This window comes from Burkholderia sp. BDU5 (genome assembly GCF_001522845.1).
Classification (GTDB): domain Bacteria; phylum Pseudomonadota; class Gammaproteobacteria; order Burkholderiales; family Burkholderiaceae; genus Burkholderia; species Burkholderia mayonis.
Window position 1 is genome coordinate 186,339 of sequence record NZ_LOWC01000053.1, and the last position, 20,965, is coordinate 207,303.

A 20,965-nucleotide genomic window follows, 5' to 3' on the forward strand; every position below is an offset into this window, starting at 1 on the left:
TCGACGAAGGTTGGCGAATCGGCCCAACCGGTGTATAAATTTAATCTATCGTCATGAAATGATTGATTAACCTGCAATGACGCTTACTGAACTGAAGTACATCGTCGCGGTCGCGCGCGAACGCCATTTCGGCCGGGCGGCCGAGGCCTGCTTTGTCAGCCAGCCGACGCTGTCGGTGGCGATCAAGAAGCTGGAAGACGAGCTGAACGTGCAGATCTTCGAGCGCGGCGCGAGCGAGGTGAGCGTGACGCCGATCGGCGACCAGATCGTCACGCAGGCACAGCGCGTGCTCGAGCAGACGTTCGCGATCAAGGAGATCGCGAAGCAGGGCAAGGACCCGCTCATCGGGCCGTTCCGGCTCGGCGTGATCTATACGATCGGCCCCTATTTGCTGCCGACGCTCGTCAAGCAGATGATCCGCCGGGTGCCGCAGATGCCGCTGATGCTGCAGGAGAACTACACGCTCAAGCTGCTCGAATTGCTGAAGCAGGGCGAGATCGACGCGGCGATCATGGCGCTGCCGTTTCCCGAAACGGGCCTGATGGTGCGGCCGCTGTACGACGAGCCGTTCGTCGTCGCGCTGCCGGCCGGGCACCCGTGGGAGGCGCGCCGCAAGATCGACGCGACCGACCTGAAGCAGGAGACGATGCTGTTGCTGGGCAACGGCCATTGCTTCCGCGATCACGTGCTCGGCGTGTGCCCCGAACTGATGCACTTCTCGCAGACCGCGGACGGGATCCAGAAGACTTTCGAGGGTTCGTCGCTCGAGACGATCCGCCATATGGTCGCGAGCGGCGTCGGGATCACGGTGCTGCCGCGAATGTCGGTCGCCGAAGTGGGGCCGCATGCGAACGGCCCGGATGCCGAACTGCTGTCGTACGTGCCGTTCGAGGACCCGGTGCCGGATCGGCGTGTCGTGCTCGTCTGGCGCAAGAGCTTCACGCGGATGCCGGCGATCGACGCAATCAGCGAGGCGATCACCGCGTGCGAGCTGCCCGGCGTATCGAAGCTCGACATCCCGGCGACGGTGAATTGAAGCGCAGCGCGTGCGACCGGTCGTACGCCGCGCATGAACGGGGCCTTGCGGCTCCGTTTATTTTTACCTATAGAATAGATAAAATTTATTAAATTTTAATTTTCTATAGTGCTATATAGAATCCTCAGCATGGATCGGCGCGGCGCCGCCTGCTGGTCCGCACGGTTAGCGCAAGCGTCAAAGGAGGATGTCATGATGCAATCGGCATTGCAGCGCGCGCGGCGGAACATCGCGCCGCGCATGACGGTCGTCAATCGTGCCAGGGCTGCCATCCGGAGCCTGTGTCCGATTGCGTTCGCTTACCTGGCGGACCGCGCATATGGCGGCTGAGCGCCGCCGCATGCCGGCTCGCGTTTCCGAACCATTCGCCGCGTCGTACGCAGGAGGGATCAACCTGTTTTTTGCCCCGCAATGACGCTCCACGAACGGTGTCCGGCTTCGACGCCGGGCCGCGTGGGCGTACCCGAACAAAGGAGAAATCGCATGTCGAATGAAGCGAAGTGCCCGTTCCATCACACCGCGGGCAGCGGCACGTCGAACCAGGACTGGTGGCCCAATCAACTGGACCTGAAGATCCTGCATCAGCACTCGTCCCTGTCCGATCCGATGGACAAGGATTTCGACTACGCGGAAGCGTTCGAGAAGCTGGACCTCGCGGCCGTGAAGAAGGATCTCCATGCGCTGATGACCACGTCGCAGGACTGGTGGCCGGCCGACTTCGGCCACTATGGCGGCTTGTTCATCCGCATGGCGTGGCACAGCGCGGGCACGTACCGCACGGCCGACGGCCGCGGCGGCGCGGGCGAAGGTCAGCAGCGCTTCGCGCCGCTCAACAGTTGGCCCGACAACGCGAACCTCGACAAGGCGCGCCGGCTGCTATGGCCGATCAAGCAGAAGTACGGCCGCAACATTTCGTGGGCCGACCTGCTGATCCTGACCGGCAACGTCGCGCTGGAATCGATGGGCTTCAAGACCTTCGGCTTTGCCGGCGGCCGTGCGGACACGTGGGAGCCCGAGGACGTCTACTGGGGCTCGGAAAAGATCTGGCTGGAGCTGAGCGGCGGCCCGAACAGCCGCTACTCGGGCGACCGCGACCTCGAGAGCCCGCTCGCCGCCGTGCAGATGGGCCTGATCTACGTGAACCCCGAAGGTCCGGACGGCAACCCCGATCCGGTCGCCGCCGCGCGCGACATTCGCGAGACGTTCGCGCGGATGGCGATGAACGACGAAGAAACGGTCGCGCTGATCGCGGGCGGGCACACGTTCGGCAAGACTCACGGCGCGGGCGACGCGTCGCTCGTCGGTCCCGAGCCTGAAGCGGCCGGGCTCGACGAGCAGGGCCTCGGCTGGAAGAGCCGTTTCGGCTCGGGCAAGGGCGCGGATGCGATCACGAGCGGGCTGGAAGTCGTGTGGACGACCACGCCGACGCAGTGGAGCAACGGCTTCTTCGCGAATCTGTTCGGCTACGAATGGGAGCTGACGAAGAGTCCGGCCGGCGCGCACCAATGGGTCGCGAAGGGCGCCGACGCGGTGATTCCCGATCCGTTCGATCCGTCGAAGAAGCGTTTGCCGACGATGCTGACGACCGATCTGTCGCTGCGCTTCGATCCTGCGTACGAGAAGATCTCGCGCCGCTTCTACGAGAACCCCGACCAGTTCGCCGACGCGTTCGCGCGCGCATGGTTCAAGCTGACGCACCGCGACATGGGGCCGCGCGCGCGCTATCTCGGCCCGGAAGTGCCGGCCGAGGAACTGCTGTGGCAGGACCCGATTCCGGCCGTCGACCACAAGCTGATCGACGACGCCGACGTCGCCGCGCTGAAGGGCAAGATTCTCGCGTCGGGGCTGTCCGTGTCGCAACTGGTGTCGACGGCATGGGCGTCGGCGTCGACGTTCCGCGGTTCCGACAAGCGCGGCGGCGCGAACGGCGCGCGCATTCGCCTCGCGCCGCAGAAGGACTGGGAAGCGAACCAGCCCGCGCGGCTCGCGACGGTGCTCGAGACGCTCGAAGGCATCCGCAGCGCGTTCAACGATGCGCAGACGGGCGGCAAGAAGGTGTCGCTCGCCGACCTGATCGTGCTGGCCGGTGCGGCTGGCGTCGAGCAGGCTGCGAAGAACGCGGGCCACGCGGTGACGGTGCCGTTCGCGCCGGGCCGCATGGATGCGTTGCAGGAGCAGACCGACGTCGAAGCGATGGCCGTGCTCGAGCCGGTTGCGGACGGTTTCCGCAACTACCTGAAGGGCAAGTTCACGATTCCGGCCGAGGTGCTGCTGGTCGACAAGGCGCAGTTGCTGACGCTGACCGCGCCGGAGATGACGGTGCTGCTGGGCGGCCTGCGCGTGCTGGGCGCGAACGTCGGGGATGCGAAGCACGGCGTGTTCACCGCGCGTCCGGGAGCGCTGACCAACGACTTCTTCGCGAACCTGCTCGACATGGGCACGGAGTGGAAGCCCGTGTCGGCCGCGAACGACGTGTTCGAAGGGCGCGACCGCGCAACGGGGCAGGTCAAGTGGACGGGCACGCGCGTCGACCTCGTGTTCGGCTCGAACTCGCAGTTGCGCGCGCTGGCCGAGGTCTACGGCAGCGCGGACGCGCAGGAGAAGTTCGTGCGCGACTTCGTCGCGGTCTGGAACAAGGTGATGAACCTCGACCGCTTCGATCTCGCGTGATCGCGGCATCGTGCCGCTGACGCGGCAACGGAACGGAAGACGGCCGGTCGCAGGACCGGCCGTCTCCCTCCGGGCCGCCGATATCGTTTCAAGGAGTGACGGTCATGACGCAAATGGTGCTCGACGTGCGCGTGGCGCTCGCTGCGCCGGCCAGGCGCGCGCGCGCCGTCGCGTTGCGGCGGCTGGTCGGCTTCGCGATCGCGGGCGGCGGCGCGGCCGTGCTGATCGCTCAGGCCGCGCATCACATCGTGGCTGTCGCGGGCGGTTGAGCGCTCATCCGATTCGCGCAAATTGCCCGATCGCGATCTAAGCTAAACTTGTGCGGCCCGAACGCGCATGTCGCAAACGCGCACGTCGCAAACGCGCATGTCGCAAACGCGCATGTCGCATTCGGCATGCGGATTTTTCGATGCATTTTCGCCGGTTCGAACCATCGGACAAGGAGTCTCGAGGATGGCCAAGAAAAGCAACGCAACTCAAATCAACATCGGCATCAGCGACAAGGATCGCAAGAAGATCGCGGAAGGGTTGTCCCGTCTGCTCGCCGACACGTACACGCTGTACCTGAAGACGCACAACTTCCACTGGAACGTGACGGGCCCGATGTTCAACACGCTGCACCTGATGTTCGAGGAGCAGTACAACGAGCTATGGCTCGCCGTCGATCTCGTCGCGGAGCGCATCCGCACGCTCGGCGTCGTCGCGCCGGGCACGTATCGCGAATTCGCGAAGCTGTCGTCGATTCCCGAGGCGGACGGCGTGCCGGCCGCCGAGGACATGATCCGACAGCTCGTCGAGGGGCACGAGGCCGTCGTGCGCACTGCGCGGACGATCTTCCCGGACGCCGACGCGGCCAGCGACGAGCCGACCGCCGATCTGCTGACGCAGCGGCTGCAGACGCACGAGAAGACCGCGTGGATGCTGCGCTCGCTGCTCGCCTGAGCGGCGCGTGCTCGGGAGGCCGGCGCCGAGCCGGCCCGAATCCCGATTTCGATCCCGATCGACTCGATGAGAGCCTCTCGCGGCCCGGCCGCGGGAGGCTCTTTCGCATGAGCGGCGCGCCGGATTCGGGACTGGCACGCGCGAGAACGCGTCGTGGCCCGACGTTCGCGCGGCGATTGGCGAGCCGCGTCGACGGTTTTAGAATGCAACTCATCGTCTGCAATGCGCGCGGCTCGGCGCCGCACTTCAAGACTTTCCCGATTCCCGCAAGCCATGGCCCGACGTAGAGACATGAGCGCCGACGACTGCCCCGTCGCGCGCGCGGTGGACGCGATCGGCGATCGCTGGTCGCTCCTCATCGTGCGCGACGCGTTTGACGGCGTGCGCCGTTTCACCGTATTCCAGCGCAACCTTGGCATCGCGCGCAACATGCTCGCCGACCGTCTGAAGACGCTCGTCGATTCGGGCGTGCTCGCGGCGGCGCCCGCGTCCGACGGCTCCACGTACCAGGAGTACGTGCTGACCGACAAGGGGCGCGCGCTCTTTCCGGTCGTCGTCGCGCTGCGGCAGTGGGGCGAGTCGCAACTGTTCGCGGCGGGCGAGCGTCATTTGCGCCTCGTCGAGCGGCGCAGCGGCCGGCCGGTGGCCGCGATGGCGCCGCGCACGCATGGCGGCCGCGTGCTGCGGCCGGAGGATGCGGTCGTCGACAAACTCGGTTCGGGCGGCGAGCAGTAGCTTTCGCGCGGGGCTGGATGGGGCGGCGCTGTCGGCGTCGTGGTCGAGGCGCTGGCTGCCGAAACGCCGAAACGACGAAACGCCGAAACGACGAAACGACGAAACGACGAAACGACGAAACGACGAAGTGATCCGCCGGCGCGGACGTGTTTGCGCCGCCTGCATTTCGAATGGGGCCGGCGAGCAGCGCGCAAAGGAACGCAAAAAAGGGGCAAAATCGCAAGGCTTGCATTTTTGCCGCAAATCCCGTGCGGTTCTACAATGCCGGGGTTACGTTTCCGGGCGCCCGCCCGTTCGCCCCGATGCTCGCCCGTTTCCCTCTCTATTTGCGGCTGATCCGGATGGACAAGCCGATCGGCAGCCTGCTGCTGCTCTGGCCGACGCTGAACGCGCTGTGGATCGCGTCCGACGGCCATCCGGCGCCGTCGCTCGTCGTCATTTTCGCGCTCGGCACGCTGCTGATGCGCTCGGCCGGTTGCGCGATCAATGACTACGCGGACCGCGATTTCGACCGCCACGTGAAGCGCACCGCCGACCGGCCGCTCACGTCGGGCAAGATCCGCGCGTGGGAGGCAATCGCGATTGCCGTCGGTCTCGCGCTCGTGTCGTTCCTGCTGATCCTGCCGCTCAATACGCTGACGAAGGAATTATCGGTCGTCGCGGTGTTCGTCGCGGCGACCTATCCGTTCATGAAGCGCTTCTTCGCGATTCCGCAGGCGTACCTTGGCATCGCGTTCGGCTTTGGGATCCCGATGGCGTTCGCGGCCGTGCAGGATACGGTGCCGACGATCGCATGGATGATGCTGGTGGCGAACGTCTGCTGGTCGGTCGCGTACGACACCGCGTACGCGATGGTCGATCGCGACGACGACCTGAAGATCGGCATGCGCACGTCGGCGATCACGTTCGGTCGCCACGACGTGCTCGCGATCATGCTCTGCTACGCGGCGATGCTCGGCATCTACGTGTGGGTCGGCGCGACGCTGCATTTCGGCTGGCCGTACTGGGCGGGCTGGGTGGCCGCGGTCGGCTGCTCGATCTATCACTACACGCTGATCAAGGACCGCGAGCGGATGGCGTGCTTCGCCGCGTTCAAGCACAACAATTGGCTTGGCGGCGCGCTGTTCGCGGGGATCGTCGCGCACTACGCGCTGACTGTGCTGTAGGCTCGCGTCGGCGGGCGCTTGCCCGTGCGGCACGGGTCCGAAAGCGGCTCTGTTGGGCCGCTTTCTTTTTTGGATGCGCCCGGCAAGGGGAAGTGTTAGCCGAACGGCAAGGGTGTCGAGGGTGATTGCGAATCTGAAGGAAGCTGTCGATCAGTTCGCCATCCTGTTCGGCGAGCAGTTCACTGCCGCCGTCAACTGAGATTTTTAACCGGCCTCAGCACACGCAATTCCTGACACCTCCCATCCGCATCCGAGACCGAGACCAGGCTCGAGTCCAATGCCGCATCTGCGTCTTCGCGATCCATGAGAATCGCTTTAACGGCATACGCGCGGCCTCAAGGATCGGCGATGACCTCGCCCGGCATCCGCATCGCCCGGTCCCCTTCGTTCGAGCGAATCCATCGGCGCATGGCGCAATATCCGCTTCAGTTTCGCGTGCGTTCCGCGATCGATCGAACCGGGTAGGGCACCGGCACCCCGGCAACATGCGGCCTGACGTTCTCGAGCGCCATCCTCGCGACCGCATGCTGGGGTTCTTGCGTCTCCGCCGCAACGTGCGGCGTGAGGGTGACGTTCGGCAGGCGCCGCAAGCCTTCGGCGACGTTCGGCTCGTCGGCGAATACGTCGAGCCCGGCCCAGCCGAGTCTTTGTTCGGACAGCGCGCCGATCAGCGCGGCTTCGTCGACGAGCGAGCCGCGGGCGATGTTGACGGTGGCCCCGGCCGGCCCGATCACATCGATGACGTCACGGACGACGAGGCCGCGGTTGCGCTCGTCCGCCCGACACGCGACGACGAGATGATCGGCCCATTGCGCGAGGTCGAGCGCGGTGGAAAAGAACGGGAGCTCCGACTCGGGCTTCGCCCGCAATGCGGTGTAGCCGACTTGCGCTTCCATCGCGACGAGTCGCGATGATATCCGTCGTCCGATCGCACCGAAACCGACGACGCCGACGCATGCGCCGGCAAGGCCGCGTCCGCCGGCGAACGGGATCGGGCGCGCGACTCCCCAGTTCCCGCCGGCGACGAATCGATGCAGATCGGGAAGCTGTCGCACGCATGCCAACAGCAGGCAGATCGCGAATTTCGCGACTGCCGGCGCATTGGCGTCAGGGCAGTGGGCGACGACAATGCCGCGATCGCGCGCGGCGGCGAGATCGACACGTCCGAATCCCGAGCCGCAGCAGCAGATCAAAGACAGGTTCGGCAGCCGCGTCGTCGCGTCCCGGGTGGCGCCGATCCGGCCGACGGTCAGCAGGACCTTCGCATGCCCGGCGCCGCGGAGGGTTGCATGCGGGCCCGAGAGATCGACCGGGCCCGGGAACTCGCGTCGAATGACATCGAGCGTGGCGTCGGGCGTGCGGTGCGTCGCCAGGATGCCAGGAGATTGATCGGCTTTCATCGTGCGCGCAATCTCAAGCGCTAATGCAAATCGCACCGGTCGCGATCACGATGCAGGATACAAATCGCTTCGCGGTAACCTGTTCGTTCAGGAAGATCCGGCCGATCAGCACGGCGAACACGACGCTCGTTTCCCGGATCGCGGACACCGCGCCCATCGCGCCGAATTGCATCGCCCACACGACGATGCCGTACGCGACGATCGACACGATCCCGCCGGCGACCGACGAGCCGATGTCGATCCTGGGCGCCCTCAGCGCGCTCCAGCCCCGGTTCATCACGAACACGACGGGCATCAACGCATAGAACACGAAAGTCAACGCGACATATGAGGTCGAATCGCCGGACAGGCGCACGCCGATGCCGTCAATGACGGTGTATAGCGCGATCGTGACGCCCGTCAGCAGCGCCGCTGCGGCGTTCGCGTACGACACCTTGCTGCGCTGCCACGCGAGACTGATGATCCCGACCGAAACCAGTGCGATGCCGATCACGTGAAGCGTGCCGAGACGCTCGCCGGCGAAGAGCGCCGCGCCGAGCGTGACGAGGAGCGGGGACGAACCGCGGGCGATCGGATAAGCCTCGCCGAGATCGCCGTGCCGATACGCATAGACGAGGCTCAGGTTGTAGCCGATGTGGACGAACCCCGAAGCGACGATGTACGGCCAGGACGGAGCGGCGGGAGCGGGCAGGAACGCGACGAAGACGATCGCGACGGCGGCGATTCCGATGCTCATCCACGTCATCGACAGGAAGCGATCCCGGTTGCTGTGCAGAATCGCATTCCATGACGCGTGCAGCACTGCTGCCAGCAACACCAATCCACCGACATAGCTGATCATTTCGCCGATCCGATATTGGGGCAACGAGAGGGATCGCCTCACTCTAATTGATGATTGTCTGCTCAGTCAAATGGCCTGCCGATATAGGGCTTTCGGCGGAAATCGGCCGATCGTCGAAATTCATTTACACCACACCGGAGGCCATCGCTTTCAATACGGCGAGATGCCTCGATTGAACATCGAATTTCGCCATCAATTTCTTCATGTGATAAAGCACGCCGTTCTCCGATATGCCGGGTATCATTGCGATTTCCTAGCTCGATTTTCCGGCGGCGATCCATTTCAGACATTCGAATTTGCGATGGGTCAATGGCGCGGCCGGCTCATGGTCCGGCCGGTTCGAAATGCGCTCCATGTCTTCGCGAACGAAAGCAGCGGCGAGCGCTCTTTGCGCGAAGGTCGTCGGCGCATGTTTCGCGGACAGGCTCGTCGTTCCGCCGGCCGAGCGCGACGCGAGACTCAATATGCCGGCCTCGCCATGCCTCGAATGCACCGGAAAATTCGCGCCCGCGACGAGCCCGTGACCGAGAGCGTCTTCCATGAAGTTCCGCTGTTCGCGGGAGTGGCGGATGCCGTCGTGCCACCGCAGCGGAATCAGGCAGTGCCCGCAGTGCTGCACGATCGAATCGGCTCGGATGTATTCGGATGACTTGTACTTTTCTTGCCAGGCCGTCGGGTAATTCGAGATCGTCTTGACCGGACTTTCCTGTCTGTCGATGTCGGAATACGTTCCGTAAAAGAAGTAATCGAAGCCGAGTTTTGCCGTGATTCTGGACAGGATGTCATGGGTGTCGCGTTCCGTTCTCGCGGACGATGTTTGATAGAGGATATTTAGTGTTTGATTGTGATCCGTAACGCCTCCCGTGAATATTCTGGCTGACAATTTATTGGAAAAAATTCAATTTAAAATGAATTGCTTGCAGGTGGATTGTGTTTATTGATGAAGATATTTGTCGAATATTGTCGACAATTAATATTTTAATTCTGCCGAAAACCCGAATAACCCCGGGCCGATTTCCGCGAAATCGATGCGCGATATCGACTGTGAGCGTGCGCGACGCGTGGCGGAACCGGCTGTACGCGGTTGCGCTGCGGCAGCCGTCGACGCGCGCGTGCAGGATGGGCAATTGCGGGGCAATCGCGTCGAGACAGTATGCGGATTCCGGATGCGTCGCGATGCGCGGTGAGCTACCGGCGCTGTAAGCAGCGTGACATCGCGAGGCAGCGCGTCATGTCATGTAGCGCGGCGGCGTGCGGCGTGACGACGGATCGGCGTCCGAGATCGACTGCAGGATCAGCACGGCCGCACGATGCTCGGTGCCGCGAGGCGTATGGCGTTGCCGGCGCGTCAGGAGCAAAGCGGAAAGTGGAGACACCGAGGAGGAAGCGTCGAGCGCTTATCGCAAGCGTTACGCGAGCGGGAACCGGTGCGCCCGTTATCGAACCGAGGGCTTGCCGTCCGAAAAAGGCGGGGACATCGCCCGCCGGTCGAGCTCGGACGGAGTAGATCGCGCCCGAGCTCGACGAACCACCGATTACGCCGCGCCGAGCTCGTCGCCCATTTCCTTCGCGCGCGCCTGCGCGGCGAGCACGCCGCGCACGATCGCTTCCTTCACGCCCTGTGCGTCGAACGACGCGAGCGCAGCCGCCGTCGTGCCGCCCTTCGACGTCACGCGCTCGCGCAGCACGCTCGCTGGCTCGCCCGACCGCACCGCGAGCTGCGCGGCGCCCGCGAACGTCGCGACCGCGAGCGCGCGGCCTTGCTCGTCGTTCATCCCGAGCTGGCGCGCCGCTTCCTGCAGCGCCTCGATGAAATAGAACACGTATGCGGGGCCGCTGCCCGAGATCGCGGTGACGGCGTCGAGCTGCGATTCGTCGTCGAACCAGACGGCCTCGCCGACCGCGCCAAGCACCTTCGACGCGAGATCGCGGCCCGCCGCGTCGACGTCCGGCAGCGCCGAGAGGCCGGTCACGCCGAGGCCGACGAGCGCCGGCGTGTTCGGCATCGTGCGCACGACGCGCGGGTAGCCGCCGAGCCAGCGCGACAGGTCGGCGCCGCGAATCCCGGCCGCGATGCTGACGACGAGCTGCGTCGACAGATGCGGCGCGAGCGCGGCCGCGACGTCCTTCAGCACCTGCGGCTTCACGGCGAGCACGATCGCGTCGTAGCCGGCGAGCGCGCTGTCGATCGCGGCGGCCGTGCGCACGCCGAACTGCGCTTCCGCACGCTTGCGCGCATCTTCGTTGACGTCGACGGCGAGCAGGCTGCCTGCCGGAACGCCGCGCTTGACGAGTCCGCCGATCAACGCGGCTGCCATGTTGCCGCCGCCGATGAATGCGATTTTCATGATGAGGTCGTTTGGAGAAGTGACGGTTCAGTGGGAATAGTCGCGCGGGCCAAAGATCGCGGCGCCGATCCGGACGATCGTCGCGCCTTCGGCGACGGCGGCCTCGAGATCGTCCGACATGCCCATCGACAGCGTGTCGAGCGCGAGCCCGTCGGCGCGCAGTCGTTCGAGGAGCGCATGCAGCGCGCGATGCGGCGCGCGCTTCGCATCGGGGTCGTGCGCCGGCTCGGGAATCGTCATCAATCCGCGCAGCCGCAGCGCGGGCAGCGCGGCGACCGCGCGTGCGAGCTCGGCGGCGTCCGCGGGCGCGGCGCCGCTCTTCGACGCCTCGCCGCTGATGTTCACCTGCACGCAGACATCGAGAGGCGGCAGGTGCGCGGGCCGCTGCTCGGACAAGCGCTGCGCGATCTTCAGCCGGTCGATCGTGTGCACCCAGTCGAAGCGCTCGGCGACGGCCCGCGTCTTGTTCGACTGCAGCGGACCGATGAAATGCCATTCGAGCTCGGTGCGCAGATCGGCGAGCGAATCGATCTTGTCGATCGCCTCCTGCACATAGTTCTCGCCGAACGCGCGCTGGCCGGCCGCATGCGCGGCGCGCACCGCGTCGGCGGGAAACGTCTTCGACACCGCGAGCAGCGTGACTGCGCGCGGCTCGCGTCCGGCCGCGCGCGCGGCGTCTTCGATGCGGTGATGAACGGAGGCGAGGCGGGCGGCGAGATCGGACATGTCGGGACGGACGAAACGTGGGGCGTGCGCCGGGCGGCGTGCCGCTGCGCGCGACGGATGCGGAGATTATACGGACAACCGGCGCGCGCGAAGCGGCGCGCGGCGCATCGGCCGCGCCGAGTCAACCGTACAGCAGGTTTTCGACGAGCTGCACCCAGTGCACGACGGGCACTTGCGTGCCGCTTTGCAGATGCGCGATGCAGCCGATGTTCGCCGAGACGATCATCTGCGGCTCGGTCGCCTGCAGCTTCGCGAGCTTCTGCTTGCGCAGCTTGTACGCGAGCGACGGCTGCGTGAGCGAGTAGGTGCCCGCCGAGCCGCAGCACAGATGGCTGTCGGCGGGCAGGCGCACTTCGATGCCGAGCGCTTCCAGCAGCCGCTCGACCTTGCCGCGCAACTGCTGGCCGTGCTGCAGCGTGCACGGCGGGTGATAGGCGACCGTATGGATCCCGCGCCGGCGCGTGAGCGCGATCAGCTCGGCCTCGAAGCCGCCGAGCAGCTCGGACAGATCCTTCGTCAGCGCAACGATGCGGCGCGCCTTGTCCGCGTAAGCCGGGTCGCCGCGCAGCAGGTGCGCGTATTCCAGCACCGTCGCGCCGCAGCCGGACGCGTTCATCACGATCGCCTCGACGCCGCGCTCGACGTGCGGCCACCATGCGTCGATGTTGCGGCGCGCGTCGTCGAGCGCTTCGTCGTGATAGCCGAGGTGCAGCCGGATCGCGCCGCAGCAGCCGGCTTCGGGCGCGACCACCGTTTCGATGCCGAGCGCGTCGAGCACGCGCGCGGTCGCGATGTTGATGTTCGGCATCATCGACGGCTGCACGCAGCCTGCGAGCATCAGCACGCGGCGCTCGCGCTGCGCGGTCGGCCACGCAAGGAGGCGTGCGCGCGGCGGCACCTTGTCGCGCAGCCGCTTCGGCAGCAGCGGCCGCACGTGCTGGCCGAGCCGCATCACGGGCGCGAACACGGCGGCGTTCGGCACGAAGCTCGCGAGCAGGCGCCGCGTGAGCCGCTGCGACAGCGGCCGCGACACTTTCGTCTCGACGACCTTGCGGCCGATGTCGACGAGCCGGCCGTACTCGACGCCGGACGGGCAGGTCGTCTCGCAGCTTCGGCACGTGAGGCAGCGATCGAGATGTTGCTGCGTGCTGCGCGTGACGTCCGCGCCTTCGAGCATCTGCTTGATCAGATAGATGCGTCCGCGCGGGCCGTCGAGCTCGTCGCCGAGCAGTTGATAGGTCGGGCAGGTCGCGGTGCAGAAGCCGCAGTGCACGCACTTGCGCAAGATCGCGTCGGCGTCGTCGCCGTCGGGCGTATTGCGGATGAAATCGGCGAGGTTCGTCTGCATCGCACTTTAGAGATCGGGGTAGAGCCGGCCGCGGTTGAAGATGCGCGCCGGATCGAACGCGGTCTTCAGGCCGCGGTGGATTTTCATCAGCGGCGCGGGCAGCGGCGTGAACACGCCCGCGCTGCGGTCGTAGCTTCCGCTCGCGCGAAAGAGCGTCGCGTGGCCGCCCGCCTGCTTCGCGCTCATCCGCACCGTCTGCGCGTCGGCGTCCGTGATCCACCAGCGCTGTGCGCCGCCCCATTCCATCATCTGCGTGCCGGGCAGTTGCATCGGCTCAGTGATCGACGGCAGCGACAGGCGCCACAGCGCGTGGCCCGGCGCGAGCGACGAGAAGAACGGATCGCTCTGCTCGCGCACGCCGTCCCAGAAGCGCTCGGCCTCGACCGCGTCGACGACTTCGCCGCCGAGCACGGTTTTCGCGCTCTTCACGGCCGCCTCCGCGCCGGACAGGCGCAGCACGAGCGTGCCGTATCGCCACGCGCTCGCCGACAGCGGAAACGGGCGGCCCGCCCATTCGTTGAGCTTGCGGACTGCGTCGGTTGCGCTCATGTCGAATTTCAGCGTGACTTCGGCGGCGGGGACGGGCAGCACCTTGATCGACAGATCGAGCATCAACCCGAGCGTGCCGAGCGAGCCCGCCATCAGGCGCGACACGTCGTAGCCCGCGACGTTCTTCACGACCTGTCCGCCGAAGCGCAGGACATCGCCGCGCCCGTTCAGCAGCGTCACGCCGAGCACGAAATCGCGCGGCGCGCCCGTCGTCGCGCGGCGCGGGCCGGCGAGGCCCGCCGCGACCGCGCCGCCGATCGTCGCGCCGCGCCCGAAGTGCGGCGGCTCGAACGGCAGCATCTGGCCGCGCTCGGCGAGCGTTTCCTCGAGCTCGGCGAGCGGCGTGCCCCCGCGCGCGGTGACGACGAGCTCCGCCGGGTCATACGACATGATGCCCTGATGCGCGCGCGTGTCGAGAATTTCCCCGTCGAGCGCCTGGCCGTACCAGTCCTTCGTGCCGCCGCCGCGTATGCGCAGCGCGCGGCCGCTCGCCGCGGCGTCGCGGATGCGAGCCGCCCAGCCTGCGACGATGTCGTCCTCTTCCATGGCGTTCTGTGTCGTTGTTCGTTTCGGTCGATTTTACCGGGGTGGCGAAATCGCGCATTCGGGCGAACCCCTTAGAGCGCGTTCACGCTAAAAACGGGCTCGCGAACACGCCTTGCCGGCCGCATGGCGGCAGCAAGGCATGTGCGCCCAATCAGGCCCTGGACCGCGCGCAGCGTCAGAAGCGCGGCAGGTCCGGATGCGGCAGCAGCCCGCCGCGCACGTGCATCCGGCCGTATTCGGCGCAGCGCGCGCGGGTCGGAATCCCCTTGTCCGGATTCAGCAGCTCGGGCGGATCGAACGCGCGCTTGACCGCGAAGAACGCGTCGCATTCCTCGCGCGAGAACTGCACGCACATCGAATTCAGCTTCTCGACGCCGACGCCGTGCTCGCCCGTCACCGTGCCGCCGAATTCGACGCAGCTCTCGAGGATGTCCGCGCCGAACGCTTCCGCGCGGTGCAGCTCGTCGGGATCGTTCGCGTTGAACAGGATGAGCGGGTGCATGTTGCCGTCGCCCGCATGGAACACGTTGATGCAGCGCAGCCTGTATTTCGTTTCCATCTGCTCGATGCGCGCGAGGAGCGGCCCGATCGCGCGGCGCGGCACCGTGCCGTCCATGCAGTAATAGTCGGGCGAAATGCGGCCCGCGGCCGGGAACGCGTTCTTGCGGCCCGACCAGAAGCGCAGCCGCTCCGCCTCGCTGCGCGATATCTGGAGGCGCGTCGCGCCGTGCTCGCGCAGCACCGCGGTCATCCGCACGATCTCCTCGGCGACTTCTTCCGGCGTGCCGTCTGATTCGCACAGGAGGATCGCGGCCGCGTCGAGGTCGTAGCCCGCGTGCGTGAACGCCTCGACCGCCTGCGTCGCCGGCTTGTCCATCATCTCGAGGCCCGCGGGGATGATGCCCGACGCGATGATCGCAGCGACCGCCTCGCCGCCCTTGACGACGTCGTCGAAGCTCGCCATCACGAGTTGCGCGGCCTGCGGCTTCGGGATCAGCCTGACCGTGACCTCGGTGACGATGACGAACATCCCTTCGCTGCCGATCGTGACGGCGAGCAGGTCGAGGCCGGGCGTGTCGGGCGCGAGCGAGCCGAACTCGACGATCTCGCCGTCGCTCGTCACGCCGCGCACGCGCAGCACGTTGTGGCACGTGAGCCCGTACTTCAGGCAATGGACGCCGCCCGAGTTTTCGGCGACGTTGCCGCCGATCGTGCATGCGATCTGCGACGACGGATCGGGTGCGTAGTAGAGCCCGTATGGTGCGGCGGCTTCGGAAATCGCTAGATTGCGCACGCCCGGCTGGATCGTCGCCGTGCGCGCGTACGAATCGATTTCGACGATCCGCGTGAAGCGTGCGAGCGACAGCACGACGCCGTGCCCGATCGGCAGCGCGCCGCCCGACAGGCTCGTGCCCGCGCCGCGCGGGACGATCGGCACGTTCATCCGCCGGCAGATCTGCGCGATCCGCTGCACCTGCGATTCGGTCTCCGGCAGCACGACGGCGAGCGGCAGCCGGCGGTATGCGGAAAGCGCGTCGCACTCGTACGCGGCCGTGTCCTCGTCGCGGTACAGCAGGCAGTGGGTCGGCAGCACGGCCATCAGCGCCTGCACGACTTCGCGCTGGCGCTGCGCGCGCAGATCGGCCGACAGTTCGGCGGGGGCGTTCATGTCTCCTCCTGGTCCGCGACGGACGGCGCGAGGTCGTTCGCCGGTCTCGTCGCTGGCTTCGTTTTCGTCATGCGTCGATCGTGAAGATCTTGCCGGGATTCATCAGATTGTTCGGATCGAGCGCGAGCTTGATCGCGCGCATCGCGTCGACCGCGTTCTCGCCGTGCTCGGCCGCGAGAAAGCGCATCTTGTGCAGCCCGATGCCGTGCTCGCCCGTGCAGGTGCCCCCCATCCGCAGCGCGCGCTCGACGATCCGGTCGTTGAGCGCTTCGGCTTCGGCGAGTTCTTCGGGCTTCGAAGGATCGATCAGGATCGCAACGTGGAAGTTGCCGTCGCCGACGTGGCCGACGATCGGGCACGGCAGCGACGATGCGTTCAGATCGACCTCGGTTTCCTCGACGCACGCGGCGAGCTGCGAGATCGGCACGCAGACGTCGGTCGTCACCGCGCGGCAGCCGGGCTTCAATTGCAGCATCGAGAAATAGGCGTGATGGCGCGCGGACCAGAGACGCGTGCGATCTTCGGGACGCGTCGCCCATTCGAAGTCCTGGCCGCCGTTCTGCGCGGCGAGCGCCTCGACTTGCTGGGCCTGCTCGCGCACGCCGGATTCCGTGCCGTGGAATTCGAAGAAGAGCGTCGGCGCCTCGGCGAGCCCGAGATGCGCGTTGCGATTGATCGCGCGCACGGCGAGCGCGTCGACGAATTCGACGCGCGCGATCGGCACGCCGATCTGGATCGTCTCGATCACGGTGCGCGCGGCGGCGCTCATCGACTCGAATGCGCACACGGCGGCCGATACCGCCTCGGGTTGCGGATGCAATCGCAGCGTGATTTCGGTGATCACGCCGAGCGTGCCTTCCGAGCCGACGAAAAGCCGCGTGAGATCATAGCCCGCCGCCGACTTGCGCGCGCGCGTGCCGGTCTTCACGATGCGGCCGTCCGCGAGCACGACGGTGAGGCCGAGCACGTTCTCGCGCATCGTGCCGTAGCGCACCGCGTTCGTGCCCGATGCGCGCGTCGCGGTCATTCCGCCGATGCTCGCGTCTGCGCCCGGGTCGATCGGAAAGAAGAGACCGGTGTCGCGCAGCGCGTCGTTGAGCGTGCGGCGCGTGACGCCGGGCTCGACGGTCGCGGTCAGATCGTCGGCGTCGATCGACAGCACGCGGTTCATCTCCGACAGATCGAGCGACACGCCGCCGCGCACGGCGAGCAGATGGCCTTCGAGCGACGAGCCGACGCCGTACGGGATCAGCGGCACGTCGTGCCGCGCGCAGAGGAGGACGGCGTCGCGCACGTCGTCGGCCGCGTGCGCGAACACGACGGCGTCCGGCAGTTGCGGATCGAAAGGAGACTCGTCGCGGCCGTGATGGGCGCGCACGGCTTCCGCAGTCGACATGCGCGAGGCGAACCGGGCGGCGAGCGCGTCGACGAACGCTGCGGGAAGCGGGCGATGCGGCGGGGCGGGGTGGTTCACGCGAGTCTCCTGGGGGGCGGACTTTACTTTATGGCAGGCGCCGCGGCGAGGCGGCCAGATCATTTTACGCTCGAAAGCATGCGCGCCGCCGCCAAGGCGGCTGCGATAATAACGATTTCACCGACGCGGCGCGCGCCGCCGCTGACCATGGGGACACGAATGGGCAATCGCTTGAGCAAGATCGCGACCCGCACGGGCGACGACGGCACGACGGGCCTCGGCGACGGCAGCCGCGTGCGCAAGGACGACGCGCGGATCGCGGCGATCGGCGACGTCGACGAATTGAATTCGCAGATTGGCGTGCTGCTTGCCGAACCGCTGCCGGGCGATGTCCGCGCGGCGCTGTCGACGATCCAGCACGACCTGTTCGACCTGGGCGGCGAGCTCTGCATCCCGGGGCACGCGGCGATCACCGACGCGCATCTCGCGCGTCTCGACGATTGGCTCGCGCATTACAACGGGCAACTGTTGCCGCTGAAGGAGTTCATCCTGCCGGGCGGCGCGCGCAGCGCGGCGCTCGCGCACGTGTGCCGGACCGTGTGCCGGCGCGCGGAGCGCTCGATCGTCGCGCTCGGTGCACACGAGGCGCTCAACGCGCCGCCGCGCCGCTACGTGAACCGGCTGTCGGATCTGCTGTTCGTGCTCGCGCGCGTGCTGAACCGTGCGGCGGGCGGCGCCGACGTGCTGTGGGACCGCACGCGCGCGCGCTCAACGCGTTGATGCGCATCATTGCAATCGCTAACCCGTTGTGTCGAAGTGCGACAATTTGACCGCCGGAGGCGCGCCCATAAACATGTATTGTTTGAGAATGTTTAACGGAGGAATACTTTCATGACGCAGATGACCGCCGAGCAGATGGCCCGAGTGAAAGCGACCGCACCGGTTCTCGCGGAGCACGGCGCGACGATCACGAAGCACTTCTATCAACGGATGTTCGGGCGCCATCCCGAGCTGAAGAACGTTTTCAACCAGACGCACCAGAAGACGGGCAGCCAGCCGGAGACGCTCGCGAAGGCGGTCTACGCGTACGCGGCGAACATTGACAATCTCGGCGCGCTCGGCGGCGCGGTGTCGCGGATCGCGCACAAGCACGCGAGCCTCAACATCCGGCCGGAGCACTATCCGATCGTCGGCGAGAACCTGCTCGCGTCGATCGTCGAGGTGCTCGGCGACGCGGTCGATCCTGACACGCTCGAAGCGTGGCGCGTCGCGTACGGCCAGCTCGCGACGATCCTGATCGGCGCGGAGGCGAATCTGTACGAGAACGCCGCATGGAGCGGCTTCCGTCCGTTCAAGGTCGCGAAGAAAGTGCGCGAGAGCGACGAGATCACGTCGTTCTGCCTGACGCCGGCCGACGGCGGCGCGGCGCCCGAGTTCGAGCCGGGTCAGTACATTTCGGTGAAGCGTTTCGTCGGCGACATGGGCGTCGATCAGCCGCGCCAGTACAGCCTGTCCGACGCGCCGCACGGCAAGTGGCTGCGGATCTCGGTCAAGCGCGAAGCGGGGCGCAGCGAGGACGTGCCGGCGGGCAAGGTGTCGACGCTGATGCATGATGGCGTCGACGTTGATTCGATCGTCGAAGTCACCGCGCCGATGGGCGACTTCGCGCTGAATCGCGATGCGTCGACGCCCGTCGTGCTGATCTCGGGCGGGGTCGGGATCACGCCGATGGTGTCGATGGCGACGACGCTCGTCGCGTCGGGCAGCGAGCGTGAAGTGCGCTTCGTCCACGCTTGCCGGTCGGCGCGCGTGCACGCGTTCCGCGACTGGTTGAACGATACGACCGACGCGCATCCGAACGTGAAGCGCGCGGTGTTCTACGAAGAGGTCGGCGCGAACGACCGGCCGGGCGTCGATCACGACGGCGAAGGGCGGATCACGACGGCGGCGCTCGAGCGTCACGCGCTCGTGCCGGATGCCGATTACTACGTCTGCGGCCCGATCGCGTTCATGAAGCAGCAGCGCGACGCGCTCGTCGCGCTCGGCGTCGCGCCGGAGCGGGTGCAGACCGAGATCTTCGGTTCGGGCGCGCTCGAGTAAGCGCCGTCGATCGTTGCGGACGTTGGAGCCCGGCTCGAGCCGGGCTTTTCGTTGACAGGCGGCAGTCGATACCGCGCTCTCGATAGCTCGGCGTTCGCCGACGACGAGCGCGCCCGCAGCCGTATTGCGTCACCGACGAAATTTTCGTGGTGGCATTTTCGGGCACGTGGGCATGCGGCCAAGCGCTATTTGCCCATCGTGACGAGCAAGGTGACGTCCATCGGCAAGTTAACCGGCGCCGATCCCGGATACAGATCGTTGGCAAGCAAATGGAACGTTCCGCCGTAATGAATCGTGTGCGAGCCGGGCGGCAGTTGAAGCATCAGGTAATAGCCATCGGCCACCGACGTGCCGTTTCCTCCAGTGCTATTGAAAATCCATGGCGTCGGGGCATGGAAGTGGAATTGCTGCGTGAGGGCGTGGTAATTCTGAAGATTGCTGATCGGGACGTTGTCGATCGTGCAGAACAGATCGCCGATGCGGCTGAAGAACTTTTGCGCGATTGCTTGTTGGCCGACTGCCGTGGTGGCGAAGAAAGGCGGACTATCGAGCGACGATGCTTCTATGTCGAGCATGGTCAGGAATATTGCTTTGCCGGCCGGAATGATCGTCGCCGACTGGTTGCAGACCAGCGGCGATCCGTCGGGAGCCAGACTGGGTGCGGACCAAAACCAGACATTGCCCGTTTGCGCGGCTGAGATGGGACGGTTGTTGCAATCGAGAAACGGATGCGGGGCGGATTGGCGAGCCGCAACGCCAGAGCCCATTGCCAGAATGCCGTCGACCACTGGGCATAGGTTTGGCCTTCGAACATCGCGTCCGGCGGGACGATGTTGACGCTTGCCACCGCTGCCGGCGCGACGGAGTCATGGACGACTGCAGCGGGAGTCGCACCGTCGCTCCCGCTGCCTCCCCCGCAGCCGCTGAGCGCGGTCGCGAGCGAAACGACTATTGCGGCGTGCAATGCCTGCTTGATGAGTGGGGCGAAATCGATCATGGTGGCCTCCAGCTTGCCAAAGTGTGGTTCGGGGGCGACTGGAATCGGGTGGGCGATGCACGAACGTGCTGACACGAGACGGCCAACGCGTTGCCGGGCGGCAGTGGCGCATTCGGTTGACCGAGGGAGTTTTCTGGATTGTTACCCGCACGAAGCGATGGGGCGCGTCGTGCCCGCTACGGAGTCCAATCGACTGTGGCATCCATGCGAGCGGCGTGCCACTTGTGTCCCGGCAACCGTTCGGGCGCGTTCGAACCAGACAGGAAACAAGATATGCTTCGGAAGCGGTGGGGAACGTCTCACTTCCGATACGTTGGAAGCCGGGGAACGCCGCGGCGATGTCGATCTGCGAATTTCGAGTTTTTTCGTTACGACAGGTCGGTTGCTAACCGCTTGTTTTCATTGTGTTCGATTGCGGTCGCCGCCTCGTGACGCGTCCGTCTGCGCCGGCGCACCTGCGGGATTTGCATCATTTGCA

At 66.3% G+C, this 20,965-nt stretch carries 21 protein-coding genes; 9 read left to right on the plus strand and 12 right to left on the minus strand.

All coding sequences use genetic code 11. The features are described from left to right. Positions 1-76: 76 nt before the first annotated feature. From WS69_RS11065 to ubiA, 7 genes are all read left to right on the plus strand, one after another. Complete coding sequence (locus tag WS69_RS11065; protein WP_059470811.1) at positions 77-1,036, plus strand: hydrogen peroxide-inducible genes activator; 960 nt, start codon at positions 77-79, stop codon at positions 1,034-1,036. A 192-nt stretch (positions 1,037-1,228) separates the two neighbouring features. Further along, a complete protein-coding gene (locus WS69_RS34080; RefSeq protein WP_197419239.1) occupies positions 1,229-1,366 on the plus strand; it encodes a hypothetical protein in 138 nt (45 codons plus the stop codon). A gap of 153 nt (positions 1,367-1,519) precedes the next feature. Next, positions 1,520-3,706, plus strand: coding sequence for a catalase/peroxidase HPI (gene katG, locus WS69_RS11075; protein WP_059470813.1), 2,187 nt, complete (start codon positions 1,520-1,522; stop codon positions 3,704-3,706). Between the two features lie 104 nt (positions 3,707-3,810). After that, positions 3,811-3,975, plus strand: coding sequence for a hypothetical protein (locus WS69_RS34085; RefSeq protein ID WP_082716107.1), 165 nt, complete (start codon positions 3,811-3,813; stop codon positions 3,973-3,975). Positions 3,976-4,159: 184 nt separating this feature from the next. Then, positions 4,160-4,648, plus strand: coding sequence for a non-specific DNA-binding protein DpsA (gene dpsA, locus WS69_RS11080; RefSeq protein ID WP_059470900.1), 489 nt, complete (start codon positions 4,160-4,162; stop codon positions 4,646-4,648). Positions 4,649-4,921: 273 nt separating this feature from the next. After that, positions 4,922-5,383 (plus strand): winged helix-turn-helix transcriptional regulator, encoded by a 462-nt coding sequence (locus tag WS69_RS11085; protein ID WP_059470814.1) that lies wholly within the window; start codon positions 4,922-4,924, stop codon positions 5,381-5,383. Between the two features lie 302 nt (positions 5,384-5,685). Further along, positions 5,686-6,549 (plus strand): 4-hydroxybenzoate octaprenyltransferase, encoded by an 864-nt coding sequence (gene ubiA / locus WS69_RS11090; protein ID WP_059470815.1) that lies wholly within the window; start codon positions 5,686-5,688, stop codon positions 6,547-6,549. A 425-nt stretch (positions 6,550-6,974) separates the two neighbouring features. On the opposite strand, the gene WS69_RS11095 is transcribed toward ubiA, so the two are convergent. The 11 genes from WS69_RS11095 to WS69_RS11135 all read right to left on the minus strand — a co-directional run bounded on the left by WS69_RS11095 (position 6,975) and on the right by WS69_RS11135 (position 17,450). Then, entirely contained in the window at positions 6,975-7,949 is a 975-nt protein-coding gene (locus WS69_RS11095; RefSeq protein WP_059470816.1) for an NAD(P)-dependent oxidoreductase, read from the minus strand. Positions 7,950-7,962: 13 nt separating this feature from the next. Continuing rightward, positions 7,963-8,790, minus strand: coding sequence for a DMT family transporter (locus tag WS69_RS11100; RefSeq protein ID WP_059470901.1), 828 nt, complete (start codon positions 8,788-8,790; stop codon positions 7,963-7,965). Positions 8,791-8,914: 124 nt separating this feature from the next. Next, on the minus strand, positions 8,915-9,034 hold the full coding sequence (locus WS69_RS34635) for a helix-turn-helix transcriptional regulator (RefSeq protein WP_269434741.1): 120 nt from the start codon (positions 9,032-9,034) through the stop codon (positions 8,915-8,917). Positions 9,035-9,043: 9 nt separating this feature from the next. Continuing rightward, complete coding sequence (locus tag WS69_RS11105) at positions 9,044-9,673, minus strand: autoinducer binding domain-containing protein (RefSeq protein WP_231747111.1); 630 nt, start codon at positions 9,671-9,673, stop codon at positions 9,044-9,046. 346 nt (positions 9,674-10,019) lie between these two features. Continuing rightward, entirely contained in the window at positions 10,020-10,166 is a 147-nt protein-coding gene (locus WS69_RS33185) for a hypothetical protein (protein WP_156438058.1), read from the minus strand. Between the two features lie 159 nt (positions 10,167-10,325). Continuing rightward, positions 10,326-11,138, minus strand: a complete 813-nt coding sequence (gene proC, locus WS69_RS11110) for a pyrroline-5-carboxylate reductase (protein WP_059470817.1) — start codon at positions 11,136-11,138, stop codon at positions 10,326-10,328. A 27-nt stretch (positions 11,139-11,165) separates the two neighbouring features. Further along, the gene (locus WS69_RS11115) at positions 11,166-11,864 is read right to left on the minus strand and encodes a YggS family pyridoxal phosphate-dependent enzyme (protein ID WP_059470818.1); all 699 of its coding nucleotides are present in this window, start codon (positions 11,862-11,864) and stop codon (positions 11,166-11,168) included. A gap of 121 nt (positions 11,865-11,985) precedes the next feature. Then, positions 11,986-13,212 carry a glycolate oxidase subunit GlcF gene (gene glcF, locus WS69_RS11120; RefSeq protein WP_059470819.1) on the minus strand — a complete coding sequence of 409 codons (1,227 nt, stop codon included), beginning with the start codon at positions 13,210-13,212 and terminating at the stop codon, positions 11,986-11,988. Positions 13,213-13,218: 6 nt separating this feature from the next. Then, entirely contained in the window at positions 13,219-14,307 is a 1,089-nt protein-coding gene (glcE, locus tag WS69_RS11125; protein ID WP_059470820.1) for a glycolate oxidase subunit GlcE, read from the minus strand. Positions 14,308-14,482: 175 nt separating this feature from the next. Continuing rightward, complete coding sequence (locus tag WS69_RS11130; protein ID WP_059470821.1) at positions 14,483-15,976, minus strand: FAD-linked oxidase C-terminal domain-containing protein; 1,494 nt, start codon at positions 15,974-15,976, stop codon at positions 14,483-14,485. 67 nt (positions 15,977-16,043) lie between these two features. Then, a complete protein-coding gene (locus WS69_RS11135; protein WP_059470822.1) occupies positions 16,044-17,450 on the minus strand; it encodes an FAD-binding oxidoreductase in 1,407 nt (468 codons plus the stop codon). A gap of 159 nt (positions 17,451-17,609) precedes the next feature. Between WS69_RS11135 and WS69_RS11140 the strand changes: the two genes are divergently transcribed. Beyond that, positions 17,610-18,170: a cob(I)yrinic acid a,c-diamide adenosyltransferase gene (locus WS69_RS11140; RefSeq protein WP_059470823.1), complete on the plus strand. Its 561-nt coding sequence runs from the start codon at positions 17,610-17,612 to the stop codon at positions 18,168-18,170. Between the two features lie 111 nt (positions 18,171-18,281). Continuing rightward, the gene (gene hmpA, locus WS69_RS11145; RefSeq protein ID WP_059470824.1) at positions 18,282-19,490 is read left to right on the plus strand and encodes an NO-inducible flavohemoprotein; all 1,209 of its coding nucleotides are present in this window, start codon (positions 18,282-18,284) and stop codon (positions 19,488-19,490) included. 185 nt (positions 19,491-19,675) lie between these two features. Here hmpA and WS69_RS11150 read toward each other — a convergent pair whose 3' ends face one another. Next, the gene (locus WS69_RS11150; RefSeq protein ID WP_231747112.1) at positions 19,676-20,278 is read right to left on the minus strand and encodes a hypothetical protein; all 603 of its coding nucleotides are present in this window, start codon (positions 20,276-20,278) and stop codon (positions 19,676-19,678) included. Positions 20,279-20,965 lie beyond the last annotated feature (687 nt).